The 18,997-nt window shown below is 38.6% G+C and carries 19 protein-coding genes and 1 tRNA gene; 6 read left to right on the top strand and 14 right to left on the bottom strand.

Annotated features, from left to right (window positions below):
• Positions 1-2: 2 nt before the first annotated feature.
• The 3 genes from gatB to gatC are packed head-to-tail and all read right to left on the bottom strand — an operon-like array spanning position 3 to position 3,060.
• Positions 3-1,340 (bottom strand): Asp-tRNA(Asn)/Glu-tRNA(Gln) amidotransferase subunit GatB, encoded by a 1,338-nt coding sequence (gene gatB, locus H6763_04025; protein ID MCB9803968.1) that lies wholly within the window; start codon positions 1,338-1,340, stop codon positions 3-5.
• Positions 1,337-2,722 (bottom strand): Asp-tRNA(Asn)/Glu-tRNA(Gln) amidotransferase subunit GatA, encoded by a 1,386-nt coding sequence (gatA, locus tag H6763_04030; GenBank protein MCB9803969.1) that lies wholly within the window; start codon positions 2,720-2,722, stop codon positions 1,337-1,339. The genes gatB and gatA overlap by 4 nt, the downstream gene beginning before the upstream one ends.
• 17 nt (positions 2,723-2,739) lie before the next feature.
• Positions 2,740-3,060 carry an Asp-tRNA(Asn)/Glu-tRNA(Gln) amidotransferase subunit GatC gene (gene gatC / locus H6763_04035; GenBank protein MCB9803970.1) on the bottom strand — a complete coding sequence of 107 codons (321 nt, stop codon included), beginning with the start codon at positions 3,058-3,060 and terminating at the stop codon, positions 2,740-2,742.
• A 113-nt stretch (positions 3,061-3,173) separates the two neighbouring features.
• Here gatC and H6763_04040 point away from each other — a divergent pair, with 113 nt between their 5' ends.
• Positions 3,174-3,890, top strand: coding sequence for a DNA alkylation repair protein (locus H6763_04040; protein MCB9803971.1), 717 nt, complete (start codon positions 3,174-3,176; stop codon positions 3,888-3,890).
• A 1-nt stretch (position 3,891) separates the two neighbouring features.
• On the opposite strand, the gene H6763_04045 is transcribed toward H6763_04040, so the two are convergent.
• Entirely contained in the window at positions 3,892-4,341 is a 450-nt protein-coding gene (locus H6763_04045) for an NUDIX domain-containing protein (protein MCB9803972.1), read from the bottom strand.
• A 672-nt stretch (positions 4,342-5,013) separates the two neighbouring features.
• On the opposite strand from H6763_04045, the gene H6763_04050 reads away from it, so the two are divergent.
• On the top strand, positions 5,014-6,081 hold the full coding sequence (locus H6763_04050) for a hypothetical protein (protein ID MCB9803973.1): 1,068 nt from the start codon (positions 5,014-5,016) through the stop codon (positions 6,079-6,081).
• Positions 6,082-6,302: 221 nt separating this feature from the next.
• On the opposite strand, the gene H6763_04055 is transcribed toward H6763_04050, so the two are convergent.
• From H6763_04055 to H6763_04070, 4 genes are all read right to left on the bottom strand, one after another.
• Positions 6,303-6,391 (bottom strand) — tRNA-Ser (locus H6763_04055).
• Between the two features lie 70 nt (positions 6,392-6,461).
• A complete protein-coding gene (locus H6763_04060; protein MCB9803974.1) occupies positions 6,462-7,529 on the bottom strand; it encodes a hypothetical protein in 1,068 nt (355 codons plus the stop codon).
• 3 nt (positions 7,530-7,532) lie between these two features.
• Positions 7,533-8,345: a hypothetical protein gene (locus H6763_04065; GenBank protein MCB9803975.1), complete on the bottom strand. Its 813-nt coding sequence runs from the start codon at positions 8,343-8,345 to the stop codon at positions 7,533-7,535.
• Between the two features lie 45 nt (positions 8,346-8,390).
• Positions 8,391-8,759: a hypothetical protein gene (locus H6763_04070; protein ID MCB9803976.1), complete on the bottom strand. Its 369-nt coding sequence runs from the start codon at positions 8,757-8,759 to the stop codon at positions 8,391-8,393.
• Between the two features lie 77 nt (positions 8,760-8,836).
• Here H6763_04070 and H6763_04075 point away from each other — a divergent pair, with 77 nt between their 5' ends.
• Positions 8,837-9,565, top strand: coding sequence for a response regulator transcription factor (locus tag H6763_04075; protein ID MCB9803977.1), 729 nt, complete (start codon positions 8,837-8,839; stop codon positions 9,563-9,565).
• Here the strand turns inward: H6763_04075 and dnaN are convergent.
• The 3 genes from dnaN to H6763_04090 all read right to left on the bottom strand — a co-directional run bounded on the left by dnaN (position 9,552) and on the right by H6763_04090 (position 14,047).
• Positions 9,552-10,682: a DNA polymerase III subunit beta gene (gene dnaN / locus H6763_04080; protein ID MCB9803978.1), complete on the bottom strand. Its 1,131-nt coding sequence runs from the start codon at positions 10,680-10,682 to the stop codon at positions 9,552-9,554. The two genes, H6763_04075 and dnaN, sit on opposite strands and share 14 nt — an antisense overlap.
• Before the next feature lie 526 nt (positions 10,683-11,208).
• Positions 11,209-12,711: a chromosomal replication initiator protein DnaA gene (gene dnaA / locus H6763_04085; GenBank protein ID MCB9803979.1), complete on the bottom strand. Its 1,503-nt coding sequence runs from the start codon at positions 12,709-12,711 to the stop codon at positions 11,209-11,211.
• A gap of 229 nt (positions 12,712-12,940) precedes the next feature.
• Positions 12,941-14,047: a polyprenyl synthetase family protein gene (locus tag H6763_04090; protein ID MCB9803980.1), complete on the bottom strand. Its 1,107-nt coding sequence runs from the start codon at positions 14,045-14,047 to the stop codon at positions 12,941-12,943.
• A gap of 168 nt (positions 14,048-14,215) precedes the next feature.
• Here H6763_04090 and H6763_04095 point away from each other — a divergent pair, with 168 nt between their 5' ends.
• Positions 14,216-14,500: a hypothetical protein gene (locus H6763_04095; protein MCB9803981.1), complete on the top strand. Its 285-nt coding sequence runs from the start codon at positions 14,216-14,218 to the stop codon at positions 14,498-14,500.
• Position 14,501: 1 nt separating this feature from the next.
• Complete coding sequence (locus H6763_04100) at positions 14,502-14,741, top strand: hypothetical protein (protein ID MCB9803982.1); 240 nt, start codon at positions 14,502-14,504, stop codon at positions 14,739-14,741.
• Positions 14,742-14,828: 87 nt separating this feature from the next.
• Here H6763_04100 and H6763_04105 read toward each other — a convergent pair whose 3' ends face one another.
• Positions 14,829-15,830, bottom strand: coding sequence for a hypothetical protein (locus H6763_04105; GenBank protein MCB9803983.1), 1,002 nt, complete (start codon positions 15,828-15,830; stop codon positions 14,829-14,831).
• An 89-nt stretch (positions 15,831-15,919) separates the two neighbouring features.
• Between H6763_04105 and H6763_04110 the strand changes: the two genes are divergently transcribed.
• Complete coding sequence (locus H6763_04110; GenBank protein MCB9803984.1) at positions 15,920-17,233, top strand: hypothetical protein; 1,314 nt, start codon at positions 15,920-15,922, stop codon at positions 17,231-17,233.
• Between the two features lie 8 nt (positions 17,234-17,241).
• Here H6763_04110 and H6763_04115 read toward each other — a convergent pair whose 3' ends face one another.
• Together H6763_04115 and H6763_04120 are read right to left on the bottom strand one after the other, a co-directional pair.
• Positions 17,242-18,465: a hypothetical protein gene (locus H6763_04115; GenBank protein ID MCB9803985.1), complete on the bottom strand. Its 1,224-nt coding sequence runs from the start codon at positions 18,463-18,465 to the stop codon at positions 17,242-17,244.
• Positions 18,466-18,636: 171 nt separating this feature from the next.
• On the bottom strand, positions 18,637-18,933 hold the full coding sequence (locus tag H6763_04120; GenBank protein ID MCB9803986.1) for an IS30 family transposase: 297 nt from the start codon (positions 18,931-18,933) through the stop codon (positions 18,637-18,639).
• Positions 18,934-18,997: the final 64 nt, after the last annotated feature.

Genomic DNA, 18,997 nt, shown 5'->3' on the forward strand with positions numbered 1-18,997 from the left:
ACCTACGAAAGACGCTTATTCAAAGCCTCCTTGACCATCTGTGCATCAGCCCGACCCTTCATCTCTTTCATTACCTGACCAACTAGGAACATAATCGAGTTAGGATTCTTACCTGATGTGAAGTCATCAACAGCATTTGGATTCGCTTCGATCACCCGAGTCACCGCTTCATCAAGCAAACCCTTATCAGTCTCAACAGGTTTTGCATTATCAATTATTTCTGATACGACTACCTCTGGATCGGTATTTATCGGTACTTTCTTATTTATAATATGATTGGCTAATATCTGTGCTGTATCACCGTCAAAAACCTTCTTTTCATTCAAGTAGCTTAGACATACATCAAAGAAATCTGAAAGTGCTTTATCTCTTGTCAGAAAGAATGCATCGGTAGATCTCACACCGAATTCATCAACATATCTTTCCATCCTATCAAATGGCAATTCCGGCATTGCACTACAAATCACATCATACTCCTCATCAGTATATTCAAAAGATGGAATATCTGGTTCAGGAAGGTATCTATAGTCTTCTGCATTCTCTTTTGATCTTTGAGAAACTGTTGTATTTGTTGAAGAGTCAAATCCTCTAGTCTCTTGCTTAGGAACTTCACCGTTCTCTAATATCTCAATCTGCCTCTCTACCTCATATTCGATAGTTTTTTTAACAAACCTGAATGAATTGATATTCTTTACCTCAACCTTGTATGATGGTAATTCAGGAAGTTTCTCGACTATTTGAACCGAGATATTAGGTTCAAGCCTCATATCACCCTTCTCCATATCTGCATTTGCTATGCCAAGATATCTGACGATCACCTGTAGCTCCTCCAAGAAAACCTTCACCTCTTCTCCATCATCAAAGTCGGGCTCTGTTACTATCTCTACCAACGGAACTCCTCCACGATTAAAATCGATCAGAGTCTCTTCACCAGAGTGTGTCAACTTACCAGTGTCCTCCTCAAGATGTACTCTTTTGATCTTAAACTCTTTCCTTTTACCATTGATCAATATAGGAACGATACCATGTTCTGCGATAGGTTCATCTTCTTGGGAGATCTGATATCCTTTCGCAAGGTCGGGATAGAAATAGTGCTTTCTTTCGAATTTGAATTCATTGTTTATTTTACAGTTTAGCGCTTTACCAAGAAGTATAGTCGATTCTATAGCGGTCTTGTTTGGTACTGGCAGTCCACCGGGCATCCCAAGACAAACTGGACAGGTATGTGTATTTGGTTTGGCGCCAAAATAATCTGCTGGACACTGACAGAACATCTTTGATTTCGTATTTAGCTCTACATGTATTTCTAGACCAATGACTGGTCTGTATTTCTTATTCATTTCCATTTTGCTAATCCCTCCTTGATAACTCCATAAAAGTCAGTTTCTTGCTCGAGTTGGTAGGCTAATGCAAATGTATCCACCTCCCGAAGTGAGTTCCCAATTATCTGCATACCAATCGGAAGACCTATATTATCTAAACCAACTGGAACACTCAAAGCTGGTAATCCTGCGATAGAACTTGGCTCAAGCAGAACATCCATAACCTCTCCAAAGAAAGGATACTTTTCTGAATCTCCTCTTTTCAGAGCAGTAATAGGTGTTGTAGGTGCAATGATAAGATCTACATCTGAGTATGCCTTTTTGAAATCTTCAATGATCAATGTTCTCACTTTTTGAGCCTTTTTGTAAAAAGCATCATAATATCCTACTGATAGTGTATACCCTCCAAGCATAACTCTCTTTTTAGCCTCTTTTCCGAACATCCCTCGCGGATTACTGTAACGGATACCATGATATCTTGATAAATTTGAGGATACTTCAGCACGTTGGATGATCGTGTAAACAGAAATAGAATACTTCGGCTCAATAAGCTCTATTTTTTTAAACTTATGACCCATCTTTTTTAATACTTCGATCGTTCTATTCATAGCCTCCAAGATCTCAGGATGGATATCTTCAAAGTACTGATCTGATATCCCTATAGTGAAAGTTCTTTTCTTTTTCATCTCTTTTGAATACTGATCAACAGGTGCATCGATAGATGTAGCATCATATGGATCATGTCCCGCGATCTTTTCTAATATCAAAGCGGTATCCTCTACACTTATTCCTATCGGTCCAGGACTGTCCAATGAAGAACCCATCGCCACAACACCATATCTTGAAACCCTACCGTATGTTGGCTTCACACCGATAGTGCCTGTCCAGGCTGCAGGCAGCCTTGTCGATCCTCCTGTTTCTGATCCTATCGCTACAGGTGCAAGATACGCCCCAACTGCTACTGCAGAACCTCCGGAGGATCCTCCAGGGATCCTAGATGTATCCCAAGGGTTCAGACTTGGTCCATAATCAGATGTTTCTGTGGATGATCCATGAGCCCAAGCATCCATGTTAGCTTTACCAAGGAATGTTGCACCTTCTTCTTTCAGTTTGCGTGTGACAGTTGATTCGTATTGTGGAATAAATTGGTCGAGTACTTTAGCCGAAGCGGTTGTGCGGAGGCCAGTGGTACAGAAGTTATCTTTAACAGCCATGGGGATACCTGTGAGTTCTCCCTTTCCTGCTTCCATTGTGGAATCTCCAAGTGTGACAAAAGAGTTTAATTTCTTGTCATACTTTTTTATCCTGTCGTTAAAATACTCCTTAAGTTCCTGAGGTGAAAGCTCTCCTTTCTTGAGAAGTTCCCTCAGTTCGACGATTGTTTTTCCGAATAGATCCATAATAGGCACATATTCAACTATTTATCCAAAATCTTTGTGACGATGAAATATCCATCTCTAGTACGCTTTGCATTAAAAGTTGCTTCCTTCTGAGTGAATGTTCGGGTTGGCTCTGTGCCATCGGAGAATGTCACATTGTGGGAATTTGTTGTGTGTGATGTCTCTTTTACCCCATCTGTATCAAGCTCGTTCAGGTTCTGAATGTAATCGATCGTCTCCCCTAACTGTTCCTGAAGTATTACGATCTCTTCTTCACTCAGTTCTAGCTTGACCAGATCTGCCAAACGTAAAACTTCTTCCCTTGATAATGTTTGTTTCTTGATATTTTTTGCCTTCATTTGGGCATTAGTATATATCAAACCTTTCAATAAATGCAACTTGTAGATAACAAACACTGTGGTTAGTTTCCTATTAATATTTAGGCTTTCTGATACTTTGATATAATTCAGATATGAATAATAATCTCGCATTAGAGATCAAGGATAGGATCCATTCACTTCATCGTTATACGGTAGATCTTAATGACTTTGATCCTGTCAGATATCTAGGGACAAGATCAACTTATCTTTCGATCAAGACCGATAAGATCCGGAATTTTCTAAAAGTCTTCAAAAGGTCGCATAAAGATCTAAGCTACGATAAATTTATTCAAATACTCGACGATCTGTATTCAGAAGATGTCTTTGAGGTCAAAAACTCTGCTTCATTTCTAATTTCAATCTATTATGAGCATAGACGAGTCTTAGATTTGAAGAAGTTGAATGAGTGGTTGTATCACCTCAATGGCTGGGCTGAGATCGACACTATGTGTCAGAACAATTTCCCCGGAAAAGAGGTTTTCTCAAGGTTCAACGAGTGGAAACCTCTGTTGAAAGGATTCTCTACTCATAAGGATATCTCACATAGGAGAGCTTCGATGGTACTCCTTCTTAAAACTGTACGTAGCATCAATGATCCTCAAGTAAGAGACCTTGCCTTTGACAATATACGTGCAAATATGGAGAGCAGAGACATACTTATTACAAAGTCGATCTCATGGATATTACGCACAATGATAAATTTGTATAGGGAAGATGTGAGAGATTTCTTATCAGAAAATGAAGCAGTACTACCTGCTATTGCGATCAGAGAAACGAGAAAAAAGTTACTGACCGGGAAAAAGAATTAGATCAGACAAACTTGATCATATCCAACTTGAACCGAATCCCTTTATAAAAATCGTCTATACAGATAGCAACAAGTGGGTTACGGTATTTATCACGCATAGACTTCAATTCGGACTTATCATGAAACTCAGCACTTACTATCTCTGTTTTATGAAAATCTACTGTCACATCAACATCTTTTGGTGCTTTTGCAAGAAAACAAAACCTAATGACATGACTGCCCGTTTCTTCAAAATAATGCTCATAAACACCTAACAGAGAATCTATCTCGACAGTCAGACCGGTCCTTTCCTTGACCTCTCTTACAGCTCCACCGATCAAGGTCTCTCCAGGTTGTAGATGTCCAGCAGGCTGATTGTATACCACACCGATAACTTGCCTCTCTTTTACTAAGAGGATCCTATCGTTTTTATCGTATACAAGACATGCTACTGAAACTTTTACACTATTCATAAGGCAGTTACATGATAATACAGAATTTGACCAAGTGTAAGACATATAGCCAAATTTCTAACTACACAGCATACAACATTAGTGATTTACAGAAAAGTATAAAATTTCCTTTCAATTCAATATCTTTACTGCTATATACTATGAGTCATTCTAGTGTTATCACTGAAAAAACAGCTCTGATACAACTTTATTATCTCTATACTACCCAATTCAATGAGTGTAGATCCATTCTGATCTATTAGCTACAACAACTGCTCTTTGATCTCAATATGCTCTTAGGTTGGTATATGCACCACAAAAATTCTTATTTTTGTGTTCTTCTTGATGATATATATTTAGTAATTTTTTCATCTATTTCTTTTTTGAAGCTGATCGGATTGTCTCACAGTAGTCGCATATTAACATAAGCGGATACTTAATCTTCGCTTTAATGACATGTTCAGATACTAACACCCAATATATATATCTTGTGGATAGTACTAAACAGATGCTATATTGGATATATATAAGATTTATATTAGACATAATTAATCATTAGGCGTCTAGAATAGATCAAAAAACAACAAATAACTGCCCAATACCTGAACAGTACTTTTTGTGAAAAACGGTTCAAGAAGCATTTCATTGTGCTCGTTTTTTGTTCTAAAAAATTAATCTTTCTTCTCTGAGGGGATGTGTGGTTCAAGACAAAAATATAATTCAACTTCTACAGATACAATTGAGCAGATATTATACCTGGATTACGATACATGGATTATCCATGGCTACAGTAAAAGATCTATTCCTATAACAACAGTTGTGAAGCCTGTTAACAGGTCGCTTTATGAGATTTTCGAGAATTTCTCAGAATATAAGTTTTTCTCGGACCCCCAAATAGATCTAAAAGCGTTGAATCAAAAGATCAAAGACGAACTAGATCTTACCAAATCAATGGTATTTGGGCATATGTCTGATCAAAAAGATCCCACTTTTGAAGTGATCTCTATAACACCAAACACTTTCAGGGATATCAGTAATGCAAACAAAGAGGCGGAACGAATAGGGATGATCGATCAATGGAGAAGTGCGTATTCAAAAAATAATTATGAACATCTAAAGAATGGTTATGGATTGGCTGGGTATATGACATTCAAATCACTAAGACCATCCGAGAGATCGAAGAACTTCTCTGTAGATGGAAAGTATCGCACAAAAAGGATCTCTAAGGAATTCTACTCTAAACTACTCACTAAACAGTTAGAAGAACAGATCAAAATAAAAAATTACATAAAAGATGACGTCTATACAAGAATGAATACAAAATGGATACAAACAGCAAGGGTTCTTTCTGGTCTTGGATTCCAAGGTGCAGGAGTGAGTACATATAATCATAAAGTCGTTTTAACTGTTCTGGCAGAAAGATTCCAAAGATGCCTTACTATCAACGAGATCTGGGAGGTACGAGCAGGACAAATATCCGAAGATGGATCCATCGACTACGACCCTCTAAACCATCTTGTGGAATATTATTGTACAAAACATGAGGGGCAACTTCTTGTAGACAAAGATCTACAACCTATTGTGATCGATCAAGAAAACAAGTTCATGAATGTCTTAATTGTTGCGCAAAAAGACCTGCAAAGGTACAGACAGAAAGTTCAGATGTTTACAGGGAACTTACATCGCGAGTCTCCAATGTCTATTAGAAACTCTCAGACAATCTTTCAACCAGGTTTTCTTAAACCTTCTTCACTCAGTTGATCCGTGTTTATATGATTAGTGTATGTACCTACAGTGTTAACGTGAGTTAGTGTATTGTCGTAAGTTATCAAGTGCTACCCATACTCTTTGATGTAACAGGAGTGCAAATATGGGTGTATTTGAGTTGCAGTATATATGTTTAAGGATTGATACTTTTCGGATTCTCTACCAATTAGATACAAAGGTTCTGATTCCCACTGTCGCACTATAAGTTAGCGGGATGGCGGAGGGTGAGGGATTCGAACCCTCGGTACGGAGACCGTACACTGCGTTTCGAGTGCAGCCCTTTCGACCACTCAGGCAACCCTCCACTTGTAAACGACAACCTTTTTCGATAAATGATCATCAGATCAGATATATCAAAGGATGATATCACAAAATCATCGTTCTTTAACCAATTTATGAGAATAATCCCGAATAAAAGCGAGAAGAGAAACATCCACAACCGTGGCGATCACAGCTTCAAATTGATTAAAGTAGAAATCGAATACATCAACCAATCCAAGAGAGATCCAAAGAGTTAGAGTGATGATCCTTAAAGTTTCTTTACGATTCTTATCAAGCCCACTTAACGTTGTCAGAAGGACTAAACTGAGAAAAAAGCGAAGAGCATTCATACCGACAAAAAGCATGATATTTCCACTATGTTCTATCTGAATAGTATCAATATAATTTTGGAGAAAACTCCCAGTTTCTGCACCGGTTATAGCTAGGAATACAGCCATCAACCAGAGAAAAGACCCCAAAACCCTCAGGGCGATCACGGTCTTAAAGATCTTCGTGATCAGATCCTCAGGAATAGTATCTATAAAAGAATCCCAATAATCTTGGATCCTCGAAAACTTGTAGAGTATATCGTTCTCTGGAGGAGAAACCTCCTGCTTATGGATAAATTCTAAAAGTTGTCTGGCGAGAAGGTCGATATTTTTGTCCGTAGTATCTTCGATGATCGATTCTAGTTCTTCTTCTATGCGCAAACGTTCCTTTACATTCAGATCTTGCTCTATGACTTCTTCCAAACCCTCTAAAACATCATACAATCTTGATTTGACAGAATGTTGCTCCTTTCTTTTCATATAAAGCAGTAAGAGAAAACACCCTAGAAAAACAACATATATGATAGCTGCTGCAGGTCTAAAGAAGTAGTCATTTGTCACAGTGATGAACTTTCCGATCTCATCAATAAACAATCCCCATCCTATCCCAGACATTATGGATCCTATGATCAGCACTACACGTCCCCTGTACATCATAAGCATCAGAGATGCTATCAAAAGACCTAAACCCCCCCATGTAAGGTGAGCTATATGAAAGATCTCATTCCCTATTTGAAGATAACCAGTCAAATGAAGATATATCCTCGTAACAACTACAGTCAAAGCAAAAGTTATCAGAAATGTTGAGAAGTGTTTTGATGCATTTGTTCTTTTGACAAACAGAGTTCTCATAACCTAAATGTCCTCCAGTTCAATGAATTGTCCAAATGACATTGACTCAAATCTCGTGTATTTTCGGACATCTTTATACAACAACTTATCTTGTAATAACAAGAATACCGATGTCATGTCTTTTGGATCGATCAACATGATCAATGTAGATGGATACCTGAGCCTAGTTTCGACTATAAGAAAGTTAGTGTCGTTCTTTTTTGTAAAGTAGAAACTTTTCAACATGTACCATTCATAAAGTTTATCCATTGTGTCTACCCCTCTAGTAGTTATGGAATGAGAGACTTGAATAGGCTCTGTTGTGCCTGCTACATAAAGAAAAAATAACAATGCGGCTATCGAAAACATCAGTCCATAATGACCAAGTACTGCTAAATAAAGTATAAACAATAAGCATAATCCCACAATTCCTAAAAAGACCTTCATGTCGAAGGGGAATTGTATCCTGATAGGAGCTTCCCATTTATACAGATCGATATTCTGCACCATTTTTTCAGGGGCACCACCATCTGCCAATATCTTATCGGGATTGTATTCTTCTGATGGTTCTAAAAAGACCTTCCCGGTGTTCACAGCTTCTCTTATAGCATCTTTTTGTTTTTCTACCGCTTCTCTTTTCAAAGCGGCTATCTTTGCCTTATTCTTCTTGAGCTGTGTTTCGCCAGTAATGAAGTTTGCTAATTCCTGTAGGTTTGTTGAGGAATTGACAACAGTCCGTGCGAGACCCTTTTTAGGAACTTTTCTTCCCGTTTTGATAGGTTTCTTAAGATCTTCCTTCTTTGAGGAAGCCCTTTTTTTGTCTAAACTCTTTGCCATATGATCAGAGATATTAATAACAATATTGCCTATATGATATCACTCTTAGAGTATCATGATAATCGCAATAATTGCTAACATTATGACCAATCCCCAAGAGAGACTGATCGCATGAATGATATGTAACACCATTACCAAGCTTAATCCTAATGCAGATCCAATTCCCCATCTAAGCGAAACTCCCTTTGGGGGATACTCTTTCCACCCATAAGCGATGAATTTCTGGAATAGATAGAGAGTTAATGCCACAAAAGACTCTATAGCAAAGAAAATCGTCACCATTACGATTCCGATCCTGGACCAATCAGGTTCCCCACTCTCCTGAAATGGAAGAAAATCAGGGAGTGTAGAAAAATAATAAAGAACTATTAATGCTAATAATAGTACAAGAATTTGAGTAAGTAGATATTTCATCTTGGTCTGGATATGGGTTCTAGAGAATTAATACCTACTTTATAACCTATACCAATATAAATTTTAAGTACCATTATATGAATATTGCACTGTATGAAGAATCTAGGTTGCTTGTTGATATGATAGTAAGTGGATTAAAACACCAAGGACATAACATAGCTCACTTCAATTCGAAGGATATAGAAGATCAGAACATACTTTATTCAGAATACCAAACTCATCTGATAAGTGATCGTTCAAGAAAATTCGATCATCGAGAACTTATAGATACAATAAGAGATAGAGATCAGCAAAGCTACATAATTCTCATAACTTCAAGATCAAGTTGGCAAGAACGTGTAAGAGCTATACGTTCAGGAGTTGACGATATGATCGAACATCCATTTCCTATGGAAGAGCTGATAGCAAGAATAGAGAAGGCTAATGTCAAACCAATATCTGATAATCCAAAGAATTATCAGATAGGAGGTGCAAAATTAGATACAGAAAATAGATGTATGATACTTGGGGAAAAAACAATTGATCTTCGTAGGAAAGAGTATGGGATCATCGAATATTTGGCTCGAAACAAAGATCGAACAGTTAGCAGGTCGGAATTGATGGATCATGTATGGGATTATCGTAGAATGACCAGTTCAAATACAGTAGATGTACACATCAGTAACCTCAGAAAGAAGTTAGGAAACAGAGAAATGATAAAAACAGTTCATGGTTTTGGATACAAACTGCAAAGCAGTGCAGATCAGCTAGATGATCTAGAAAGTGAGCAACAGATCAATGAAGAACAGATCTCTATAATCTCATAGGCATAACAAGATGTAGGAATGAATCATCTCCTTTGACTTTGAACACACCTGCAGAAGTCGGAGAGCTTGATTCAAAGATTATGTCGTCACCACCGATGTGACCTAGCATATCTGCGAGTAATTTCGAACTAAATGCCATTCGCATAGGCTCACCCTCTATCTTTACAGGGAATGAACTTTCATTACTTCCAAGATCTGCCTGAGATGCTGACATTCGAATGACATTCTCTTTTGGATCCATCTCTACATAAAGTTTATTACCAAGAACGCCTCGTGCAATAATATTCACGACTTTTAGGGCATTTTGGAATTCAGCACGGTTTATTTCACTTTTAGTTTGATATCCGGTAGGTATAGCTTGTTGATAGGCAGGATACTGTCCATCGATCAACCTAGATATAAGATCAATATCATTGTATCGAAAGACAACTTGGTTCCGATCTTCTATTAAATATAATGATACGGTGTTATTACTATTGTCATTTGCGAATTCAGAAACTATATGTGCCAATTCCTGAAATGCTTTTGCAGGTATAAGAAGTTCAAGATCCTGTGATGCTTTTTCAAAAAGTTTTACGATCTGTCTCGATAGACGAAGACCATCAGCCCCAATAAAAGCTACAGTATCCTCTTTTATCTCCAGTTTAATACCTGTCATGACAGGTCGTATATCATCTGTAGATGCAGAGAAAGCAACCCTATTTACAGTAGTAAGCACATCATCCATAGTTAGTTTCAATAAAGGTTCTTGATCAGAAATAGAAGCTACTGAAGGATAATCATCAGCAGGAATAGTATTGAATTGAGCAGAGTTATTAACAGTACTGACATCTAAAACATTTTCATTGAGGGTCACATCTATCTTTTCATTCGGGACAGAATTTACAAATTCTGCTAATTGCTTTGCTGGGACTGTTAACTTCCCCTCCGATCGAACTTCTGCACCAATCCATGTGTTTAGACTGATCTCAAGATCTGTAGCAGTCATATTCAATCGCCCATTCTTGGTCTCAAAAAGTGCATTATTCAATATAGGTAGACCGGGTTTAGAATTTACCACTCTACTTATTGTATTGAGATACTTTGAGAATGTATCTTGATTGCACGAAAACTGCATTTTGACGCTTAAAACGAAATTAGACCGAGTTCTAATACTGTCTGTGGGTAAGTATACACTAGCGATATTGTATTTTCCAATTCAAAGCCAATGCTTTCTTACTTACTGTATCTAATATTTTTAATAAATTATTTAGTAGTAGTATTTAGTAGGGTATATGGATAAGTAGGATAAGTTTCTATTGTTCCCTAATTAATACTTTTATCATAAGATTTCTTAATACAGAACCTCTTGTCGATTACTTTTTGTGTAGATCGCACTTGAAAGTTCATCCTTTTTTGTTACAAAGCTATTTATCGAAGCTCTATGACTGTGGATAATTAACTTGGATAAATGATCGGTAACTTCCTAGCATATGTTGATATATCTTCATTAAAAAATCCTTTACTAATAATTAAAAGAACAGTAACACCATACCTAAAACATCCTTCATTGTGTGTAACTCGGATAGTTTTCCTACTCTAATCCGCTAGGTATCCACATACTTATCCACATGAACCTTCTCACTCCAGTACTCTCAAACAAGTCATGCCGTAAAAATAACCCTACATTCCTCGATCTTTCCTTTTATACGTTGATCCTCTTCGATCAATGATTCAACTTTATCGCAGGCATGAAGCACTGTTGTGTGATCTTTTCTGTTGACATGGGCTGCAACCTTTTCGAGTGGAAGTTCTAATTCATCTCTTAGAAGATACATAACTACCTGTCTTGCGAGAGCCACATAGGCGGTACGCCTTGTACCCTTGATCTCTTTTGGGGTAACATCAAACACTTCAGATACGATGTTTATAACATCCTCCGGTCTAACCCTACGCCTCTTAGAATCGAGATCTAGCTGTAGCATCTTTGCTACTTCTTCCATTGAGGGAAAACGTCCATTTATCTGGGCTATCGTAAGGACTTTATTTATTGCACCTTCAAGCTCACGAACACTATTTTCAATATTTTGAGCAATGAACATGAGAATATCTTTAGGAACTTCAACCTTCTTATCTTTTGCTTCTTGTTGAAGTATTGCGATCCTGGTTTCCAGATCTGGAGCCTGAATATCAACGACCATCCCACCTTGAAATCTCGTCCTCAACCTATCAGGTAGATTATCTATCTCATGAGGAGGTCTATCAGATGCTATGATTATCTGTTTATTAGCCTCATATAGTGCATTAAATGTATTGAATAACTCTTCTTTTGTCTTCTTATATGTACTTATGAACTGTATATCATCAATTATAAGTACGTCAGCAGGTCTGTACTTCTTTCTGAAATCTTCATTCTTATTCGTACGTATCGCTTCGATCATTTCATTCATGAAGGTTTCGATTGGTACATAATGTATCTTTGCTTGGGGAATACGCCTAATTACAGCATTTCCTATCGCTTGCATCAGATGTGTCTTACCTACTCCACTAGGACCATAGTAGAAAACAGGATTGTATGCAGTACCCGGGCTGTTAACTACGCTTTCTGCAACCGCATAGGCTAACTGATTGCTATTACCTACAATGAAATTAGACATCATATATTTAGGATTGAGATTCAACTTCGTAACATCATTTGACGAAGGAGAAGAATTCACATTTGAACTAACAGGTTCTGCTTGTCCAGAAAAAAGGTTTTGTTGTTCTGAATCGGGAGTCCAATACTCATAACCATCACCCTTCTTTTTGGAATTGGCTGATGTTCGGATAGTTATCATCAGATCAGGTTTATACCCGATCAGCTCTTCTAATTTGTTCCGGATAAAACTTTTGTGATTACTCTCGATCCATTCTCTTTTCATTGAATTATCACACGATAGCGTTGCGACACCATTTTCAAGCTTCTCAAGATATACATCTGTGTACCAAACAGTGATCTCGCGCTGAGAGATATTCATACGCAAATATTCTTTGACGATCTTCCATAGCTCATCAGGGTCATACTGATCCTGATCGTATAATGTAGGAGATGAAGTCTCTTGAGTAATACCGGTAAGATCCGGCTTCTTGGCTATATCCATCTGTGTTGTAAAATCTGCTCTTTGCATAGAGTGTATCTTCACATCACAAGTATCATTGGGGCTCCCCCTAGGGACAACAACTAGGATTATAGAGTAAAAACAATGAGTTGTGGATAACTATATTTTAGTTATGAATTATATGTATTGGAATAGTACTTTTCAGGGATTAGATAGATATCTCTTTTAAATAGATATCCACAGTCCCTCCAGTAGAACTATTATGATAGTGTGTCAGAATGGGAGATCTTAGATCTGATCAGAGATTCCTTTCGATCATGTAGTCAGCAATCCCTAGTAGGTAGTTGAATCCATCATCAGACCAGTTTGAAGGTCTGCTTGATAGTAAACACTTTTTTGCTTCTTGTACGAATTCCAACGCCTTCTGTTTTGAGTACTCAAGAGAACCTGTAACCCTAAAGATATCTCTTACCACTTCAAGATCAGTTACAGTCAATTCTCTATTACCAATAGTTTTCTTTATTATAGCCCTCTGTTGAGGGTCTGCGTGCTCAAGAGCGAATTGTACAAGCAGGGTTATCTTACCCTCTTTAAGATCATCGAGATTTGATTTTCCAGTAGCTTTTTCTTCTCCGAAAACGCCTAGTATGTCATCTTGGATCTGGAATGCAATACCAGCAGGTATCGAGTAACCAGTTAATAGTTCAAGATCTTCATCTGTGGCACCCGCCATTATCGCACCAAAGTGGATGGGATTCTCATATGTGTACGCGGCAGTCTTCCAATGAAGTACATTGAACACCTCTTCCTCTGTGACCCCATCCTTATACTCGTTAACAACATCATTGATCTGTCCATGTACTGTTGTATTAAGTCTCTGATTGAGGTTCAGCATCATCTTAAGGATGGTCTCAGGCTCTGCATTGAGCTGACTGACTATTTCCATTGCCAGGTGTGACCCCATCAAGCTCGCAAGCACCCCTAGTGAATTTCCAGCATGTACAGGATCGCCTTTTCGATAGTTCTCTCTATGGAATTTTTCCATCATCTTGTGACCGGTCGGTCCACCTCTTCTAGTATCAGAGAGATCCATAAAATCATCCTCAATAAGTAGATATGCATGTATCATCTCTATCGCTAGGGCGGCTTTCATAGCCTCTGCTAGATCTTTACCACCGAGCATCTGATATGTGTAATAAACAAAAGATCCTCGTAATCTCTTGCCCCCTCTTGCAGTAACGCTCGCAAGCGCCTCGAGGGTTGCGAGGGAGTCCTTGTTTGAGTAGATCTGTTGGACCCTCTTCGTTTCGTGTGCGAAATACTGATCGACCTGTGTGTCGATTTCTTCTTTGAACTGTTTTAGTTGTTGTTTTGCGTAATTTGTCTTCGAGTCAGCAGAGTGCATGATTCGTTAGTTAATGAAGTGATTATTTCGGATAATTGAAAGAGTGACCGATTATACATGTAGATGGGGCGTTGTGGGAGAGTGAAGGTATTGAGTAATAATAACACTGTACTTTACTATGGGGTGGGTATATGTTAATATATATTCACTTAATAACTCTATTACAACATGAACGATCTTGATGAATTGATGAAGGATCCGAGAAGTAGATATATCGTCACTCGGATCATAGAATTAATGAGTGAGGAAAAACCTGTTTCTATGGAGTCTCCAGATGATCAGAAGAGGATGCTGTTCATTTACATCAAATTCCTCGAAAGAATTGGGGAGATGACCTCAAGTGGTGAGTTAGGTCGATTAGGCTACAAGCCTATCGTTGATAGACAAGGCAACAAGATCCTAAGGGAAGAAGACTTAGGCGAATTGTTAGTTAATTTTTATCGGGGGTTATAGTATGGGAGAGAAGAAAGAAGCTCCAGTAGTAGCGATGTCTGAGACAGAAGGGTCAGGTGGGATCAATTGGGCATGGATTCGTGAAGGAGCGGTTGTTGCAGGTGTAGTTGCACTTGTTGTGATAGTAGCTATTGCTGCATCTCATCTCGGACAAGACACAGAACCTATCACGAACGGGATGTTTCAGAGGTGCATGGAGATTGCCCCATTCTCTGTAAATCCAATTGTACCTTGTCCGTAGGAGCTGATAGAAGAAAGTAAGAATCTAATCCACAATCTAGATAGTGTATTAGAAAAACCCCGTGTATACACGGGGTTTGTATTGATGTTATTGAACCGGGAACTTCTGATGAAGATCAATCTCATACTTACGGAGTAATTGGTTTAATCTATATCCTGCTAATACTATCCTTGAATTAATATCAACATCAACACTTCTGAGACTATCAATAATTGGTATCGCAAGATAACCGAAATCTATAGCTACAGGTAAGCCAAGAGCTATTGATGTTGATATCTTCTTTGCACGATTAGAAGCTAGCCCAGCCTTTCTTGCATTTCGATGGTTTCTTTCCCCTGCAATGATTCCCTCTGCAATGGCATAAGACATTAGTCTGACAATTCCTGCTACACCAGGAACTACTGGCAGAGGAGTTGTTGTTGCTTCGATAAGGGCAAAGGTATATCCAAGCTTTACTAAGAATTCGTACTCTGGAACTCCTGATTGATGGATTAATTGTGTGAGCCAAGTATTCTCGCCTCCGACAGTAAAAGCGGCAGCATATGCTGGTGGTAGGTATGGGATGGTATTTGTAATTAAAGCATAGAGAGTGGTTTTTAGACCATATTTTTTAGCTGATGAGGCTAGTTTGGTGAGACGACTCTCTGTTCTACTATCCGCCCCATCGATATCCTTAATAGTAGTTCCATTAGTGTATGCCTGGTTTCTGAAACTCACACTGATTCCTAATAGGTCAGTGGATATACTATCTTTGTGTTTTTCGCCGAAGGCGATTAATCTTCGGAATAGCGCATAATCGTTAACAATTTCTTGAAATTTGCCTGATTCAGCCACATCACTCCATTGGGATTCAGGATGTTCATTAAGTAGTTCTCGTTGTCTTTGTACAAAAACTTCATCTGCAAGGGTACGAAGTTCACCCTTCATTACTTGGCATTGATCTAGGATGATCGCTGAAGCATAAAAACTGTTTGCTAACCCGTAAAGTGTCTGTTGAGCGACTACCTCAGGTGGGCTTTCACCATTCTCAGTGAATTTAATATCCTCCGGCTGATTGTATGTTTTCCGAAAATAAGTTTCAGGTTTCATTTACCTAGAGTAGAGCTTATTTACAAACACATTATACTGATGGTATAATATTATAGGTTATTTTATTATATCGCACAACTCTGTTAGATATGCCCCATTCACCTCAAGAAAATGTAGTGTTATCATCTGTTACTACTCATGAAAACCCCGACACAGGATTAGTTAGTGTTAGAGAATGCGTAGCAACAGCTGCTCTCATGTCAGAGTTAACGGGAGGATATGCCGAACAAGGCTACTTATGCTTCCCGTTGAACATGGTTGATCCTAATGGTACTTTTATCCCTGGCCCCTTTTTTGCAATACCTTTAGAGCGGCTCCCCGGGGGTCCATGCTACTCTCCTAATGGATCTTTTCCTGATATTGCTCCTGGTTTAAACAAGCCTACTCCTGGAATTCATAAAGCTAGGGAACTAAAGGAACTTCGTGATTTGATGAGAAGTCTTGAACAGGAGTTAAGATCGAGATATCTCCTGCATGATGAAAGGATATGGGGTAATTTACATAGAGGCGGTTTAGGATCTGAGCAAGAAAGGAAATTAAGGGTAGCGCGTAAAAAATTAGCCTGTTTACTTGCAGAGAGAGAGATCCACCCAACAGCAGTATCCTTTCCAACCCATGTGGATGGAGAGCTAACGCCTCTTGAAATTATTAGACTTGGGATTGTGACAAGGGTATATCAGAAATTCGGGTACATTGCTTCAAAAGAGATTGACGAGCGGAGTAAACTCGCTATCGATCATTATACCCACGCGGGATTACAAACACCCTTACTATTCGGAAGGTTCGATGACGAAAGATCACCAGATAATCCTCTTGGATTTAACCCAACTGCAACGTTGAGATTAATATATCCAGGAAGTCACAACCTTACAATGGATGCTATATCATCCGGTGCTTCCGAGCAAGCAGAGCCTTTCAAGCATCTGTATCCTGGGATGGTTCCTGCTTATGCTCATGTAGAAAGTTCTCGGATCAGGCAGTATTTATCAATCCCAACCTTTGGTGAGGCATCGCAAGCAGCTACAAACAGATCAAAAGGTCGCATGTTAGGACAAATGGTAAACATGCTTCAAACTGTTTTCGGATTCCTCAACTCTAAGGAAGCAGATGAGATTTTTGATAATCTCCCTTCTGCTTCAATATCAGGGAACGAAGGACCTGCGCTGGCAATGGCTATTGCAGGGCAGAAAGATGTTGCTAGGGGTGTCGAGAGTTTCTTTAGTAGATCAGGCGGACCAAAGTCTGTTGCACGACAGTTAGGCCTATTTGCGATGTATCCTAGATTGAATGTAACATGTCTTATTGGTAAACCTTCTTTTGAATTAAGAGGGGCAGAAACTGCAGAGACAGACATGTACGGAGGTGTTTATCCCGTACAGATCATTATTCAGCGAAGGCGTTAAGAAAATTTTCAGTCGATAGACTTATCAACACTGATTTCAGCATTATTCGTTAACAACTCATCCAGGAGATCCTCATATCGTACTAATAATGACTCAACCCTTTCCATACTCTTAATAAGGGGCTTTTGGATGTGTACGACAGAAAGTAGATCTCCGTAATGATATTGCTCTGTAAAATCGGACTTCTTTATCCTTGCAACCGAATAGTTGATAGAGGAATTAGGAATCCCATTATTGTTTAAGATCTTAACAATCTCATAAGGAAGATATCGCGAGTCAGCATAGAATGTAAGTAATCCTCCAGGTTCGAGTAATTGTAAAGCCTTTTTGAGAACCTTAGCATTTGAGGAGTCTTTGTTAATCTCATCTGAGGAATTTGGAAACACATCTATAGATACAGCAGAGAAAGTCTTTTTCGAACTGATCAAGCCATCGATGATTTCCATAAAATCACCTTCTAATATCTGGAGCTTATCTTTTGTATTCATTCTAGGAAAATCACGAATAAGTTCTTTCTCAAACTTAGAACATACCTTTTCAATTACACTTTTGTTGATTTCAGCAACAATTTGTCTAGATGGAGCCACACCGTATTTAACTAAGGCATGATTGAGTAAAGCCAAGCCCAGACCGGCTATGAATACTTCAGAATTCTTCTTTTTAGACATAACGTTGGCGATGATTCGAGCAGATAGATCAACCCACTCTATCTCTTCATTAGTCATAACAGGATGTTCAACAAGCTCTCCTCTACTATTAGGTACATACAGGATTAACCTTTCAACTCCATTTAGTCGATCGATTTTAATAGGGGCTTCAGCAAATAGTTTTTTTGACATCTTTGCTTCTGGAAAGTCTTCTTCACGCTTTTTTGCAAGCTCTTTCTTAGGAATATCCTCAGTTTCAATGTATGCGGGATTTTGTCTATCTTCTTTGATCTGGTCAAATATTCTTGACCTGTAGACCTCTCCTTCTACCTCTATAGGAGACGGAAGTCGTCCTAATGAGATGATCATCTGTCTGACTATATCTAAGTACTTCTTACTCTTGAAGTATGCATCTGGATCACCCGCTTTTAGCCTTGTTTGAAGCTGTTTTCTGAAGAACGAAGGATTTCCGTTCTTGGGTATGGGAAACAGGAAGAGGCGCTCATCTGAAATTGGGGAGAGACCATGCAGGCTCTCAAGTTCGAGAACCAACGGTGTGTGTATTGATGTATTAGAGCTGTTCATAATAGATAAGGGCTTAACTGGCACAATATACTCCTAGATAGTATATCCACAATATTAACAAAAGGACAAATCTATAAACTATGTTACTATATCATATAACTATAGGCTAATCAAGCATATGTGAGTTGTTAGCCTGCATTCTACGACGAAGTGCACCACTTGAGACTTGGATCATAACATAACTTCCTCCTTTCTCAATGCCTGCAGTGGTGTTAAATAGTTTAAACATTTCATTGGACGGTTATTCAGTTTCTCCTCTAGTTGCTGTATTTGTCTCAAGCTAAGACTTGCAAGGTCTGTTCCTTTGGGAAAATATCTGTGGATTACTCCAATACGGTTCTCTATAGTACCCTTCTCCAAACTGCTATATGGGTGACAGAAGTAAAACTTTACATTTAATTGCTGGCTTATCTCCTCGTGTTTAGCGTTCTCAAGACCATTATCTGCAGTTATTGAGTCGACGCGAATACCCCAAGTCTTTTAAGACTGGGGATGAAGCGAACTGATCCACAACAAGGCGTAGCATTGTTGA

It is taken from the genome of Candidatus Nomurabacteria bacterium, assembly GCA_020632395.1.
GTDB lineage: Bacteria > Patescibacteriota > Dojkabacteria > SC72 > JAHDCA01 > JACKFQ01.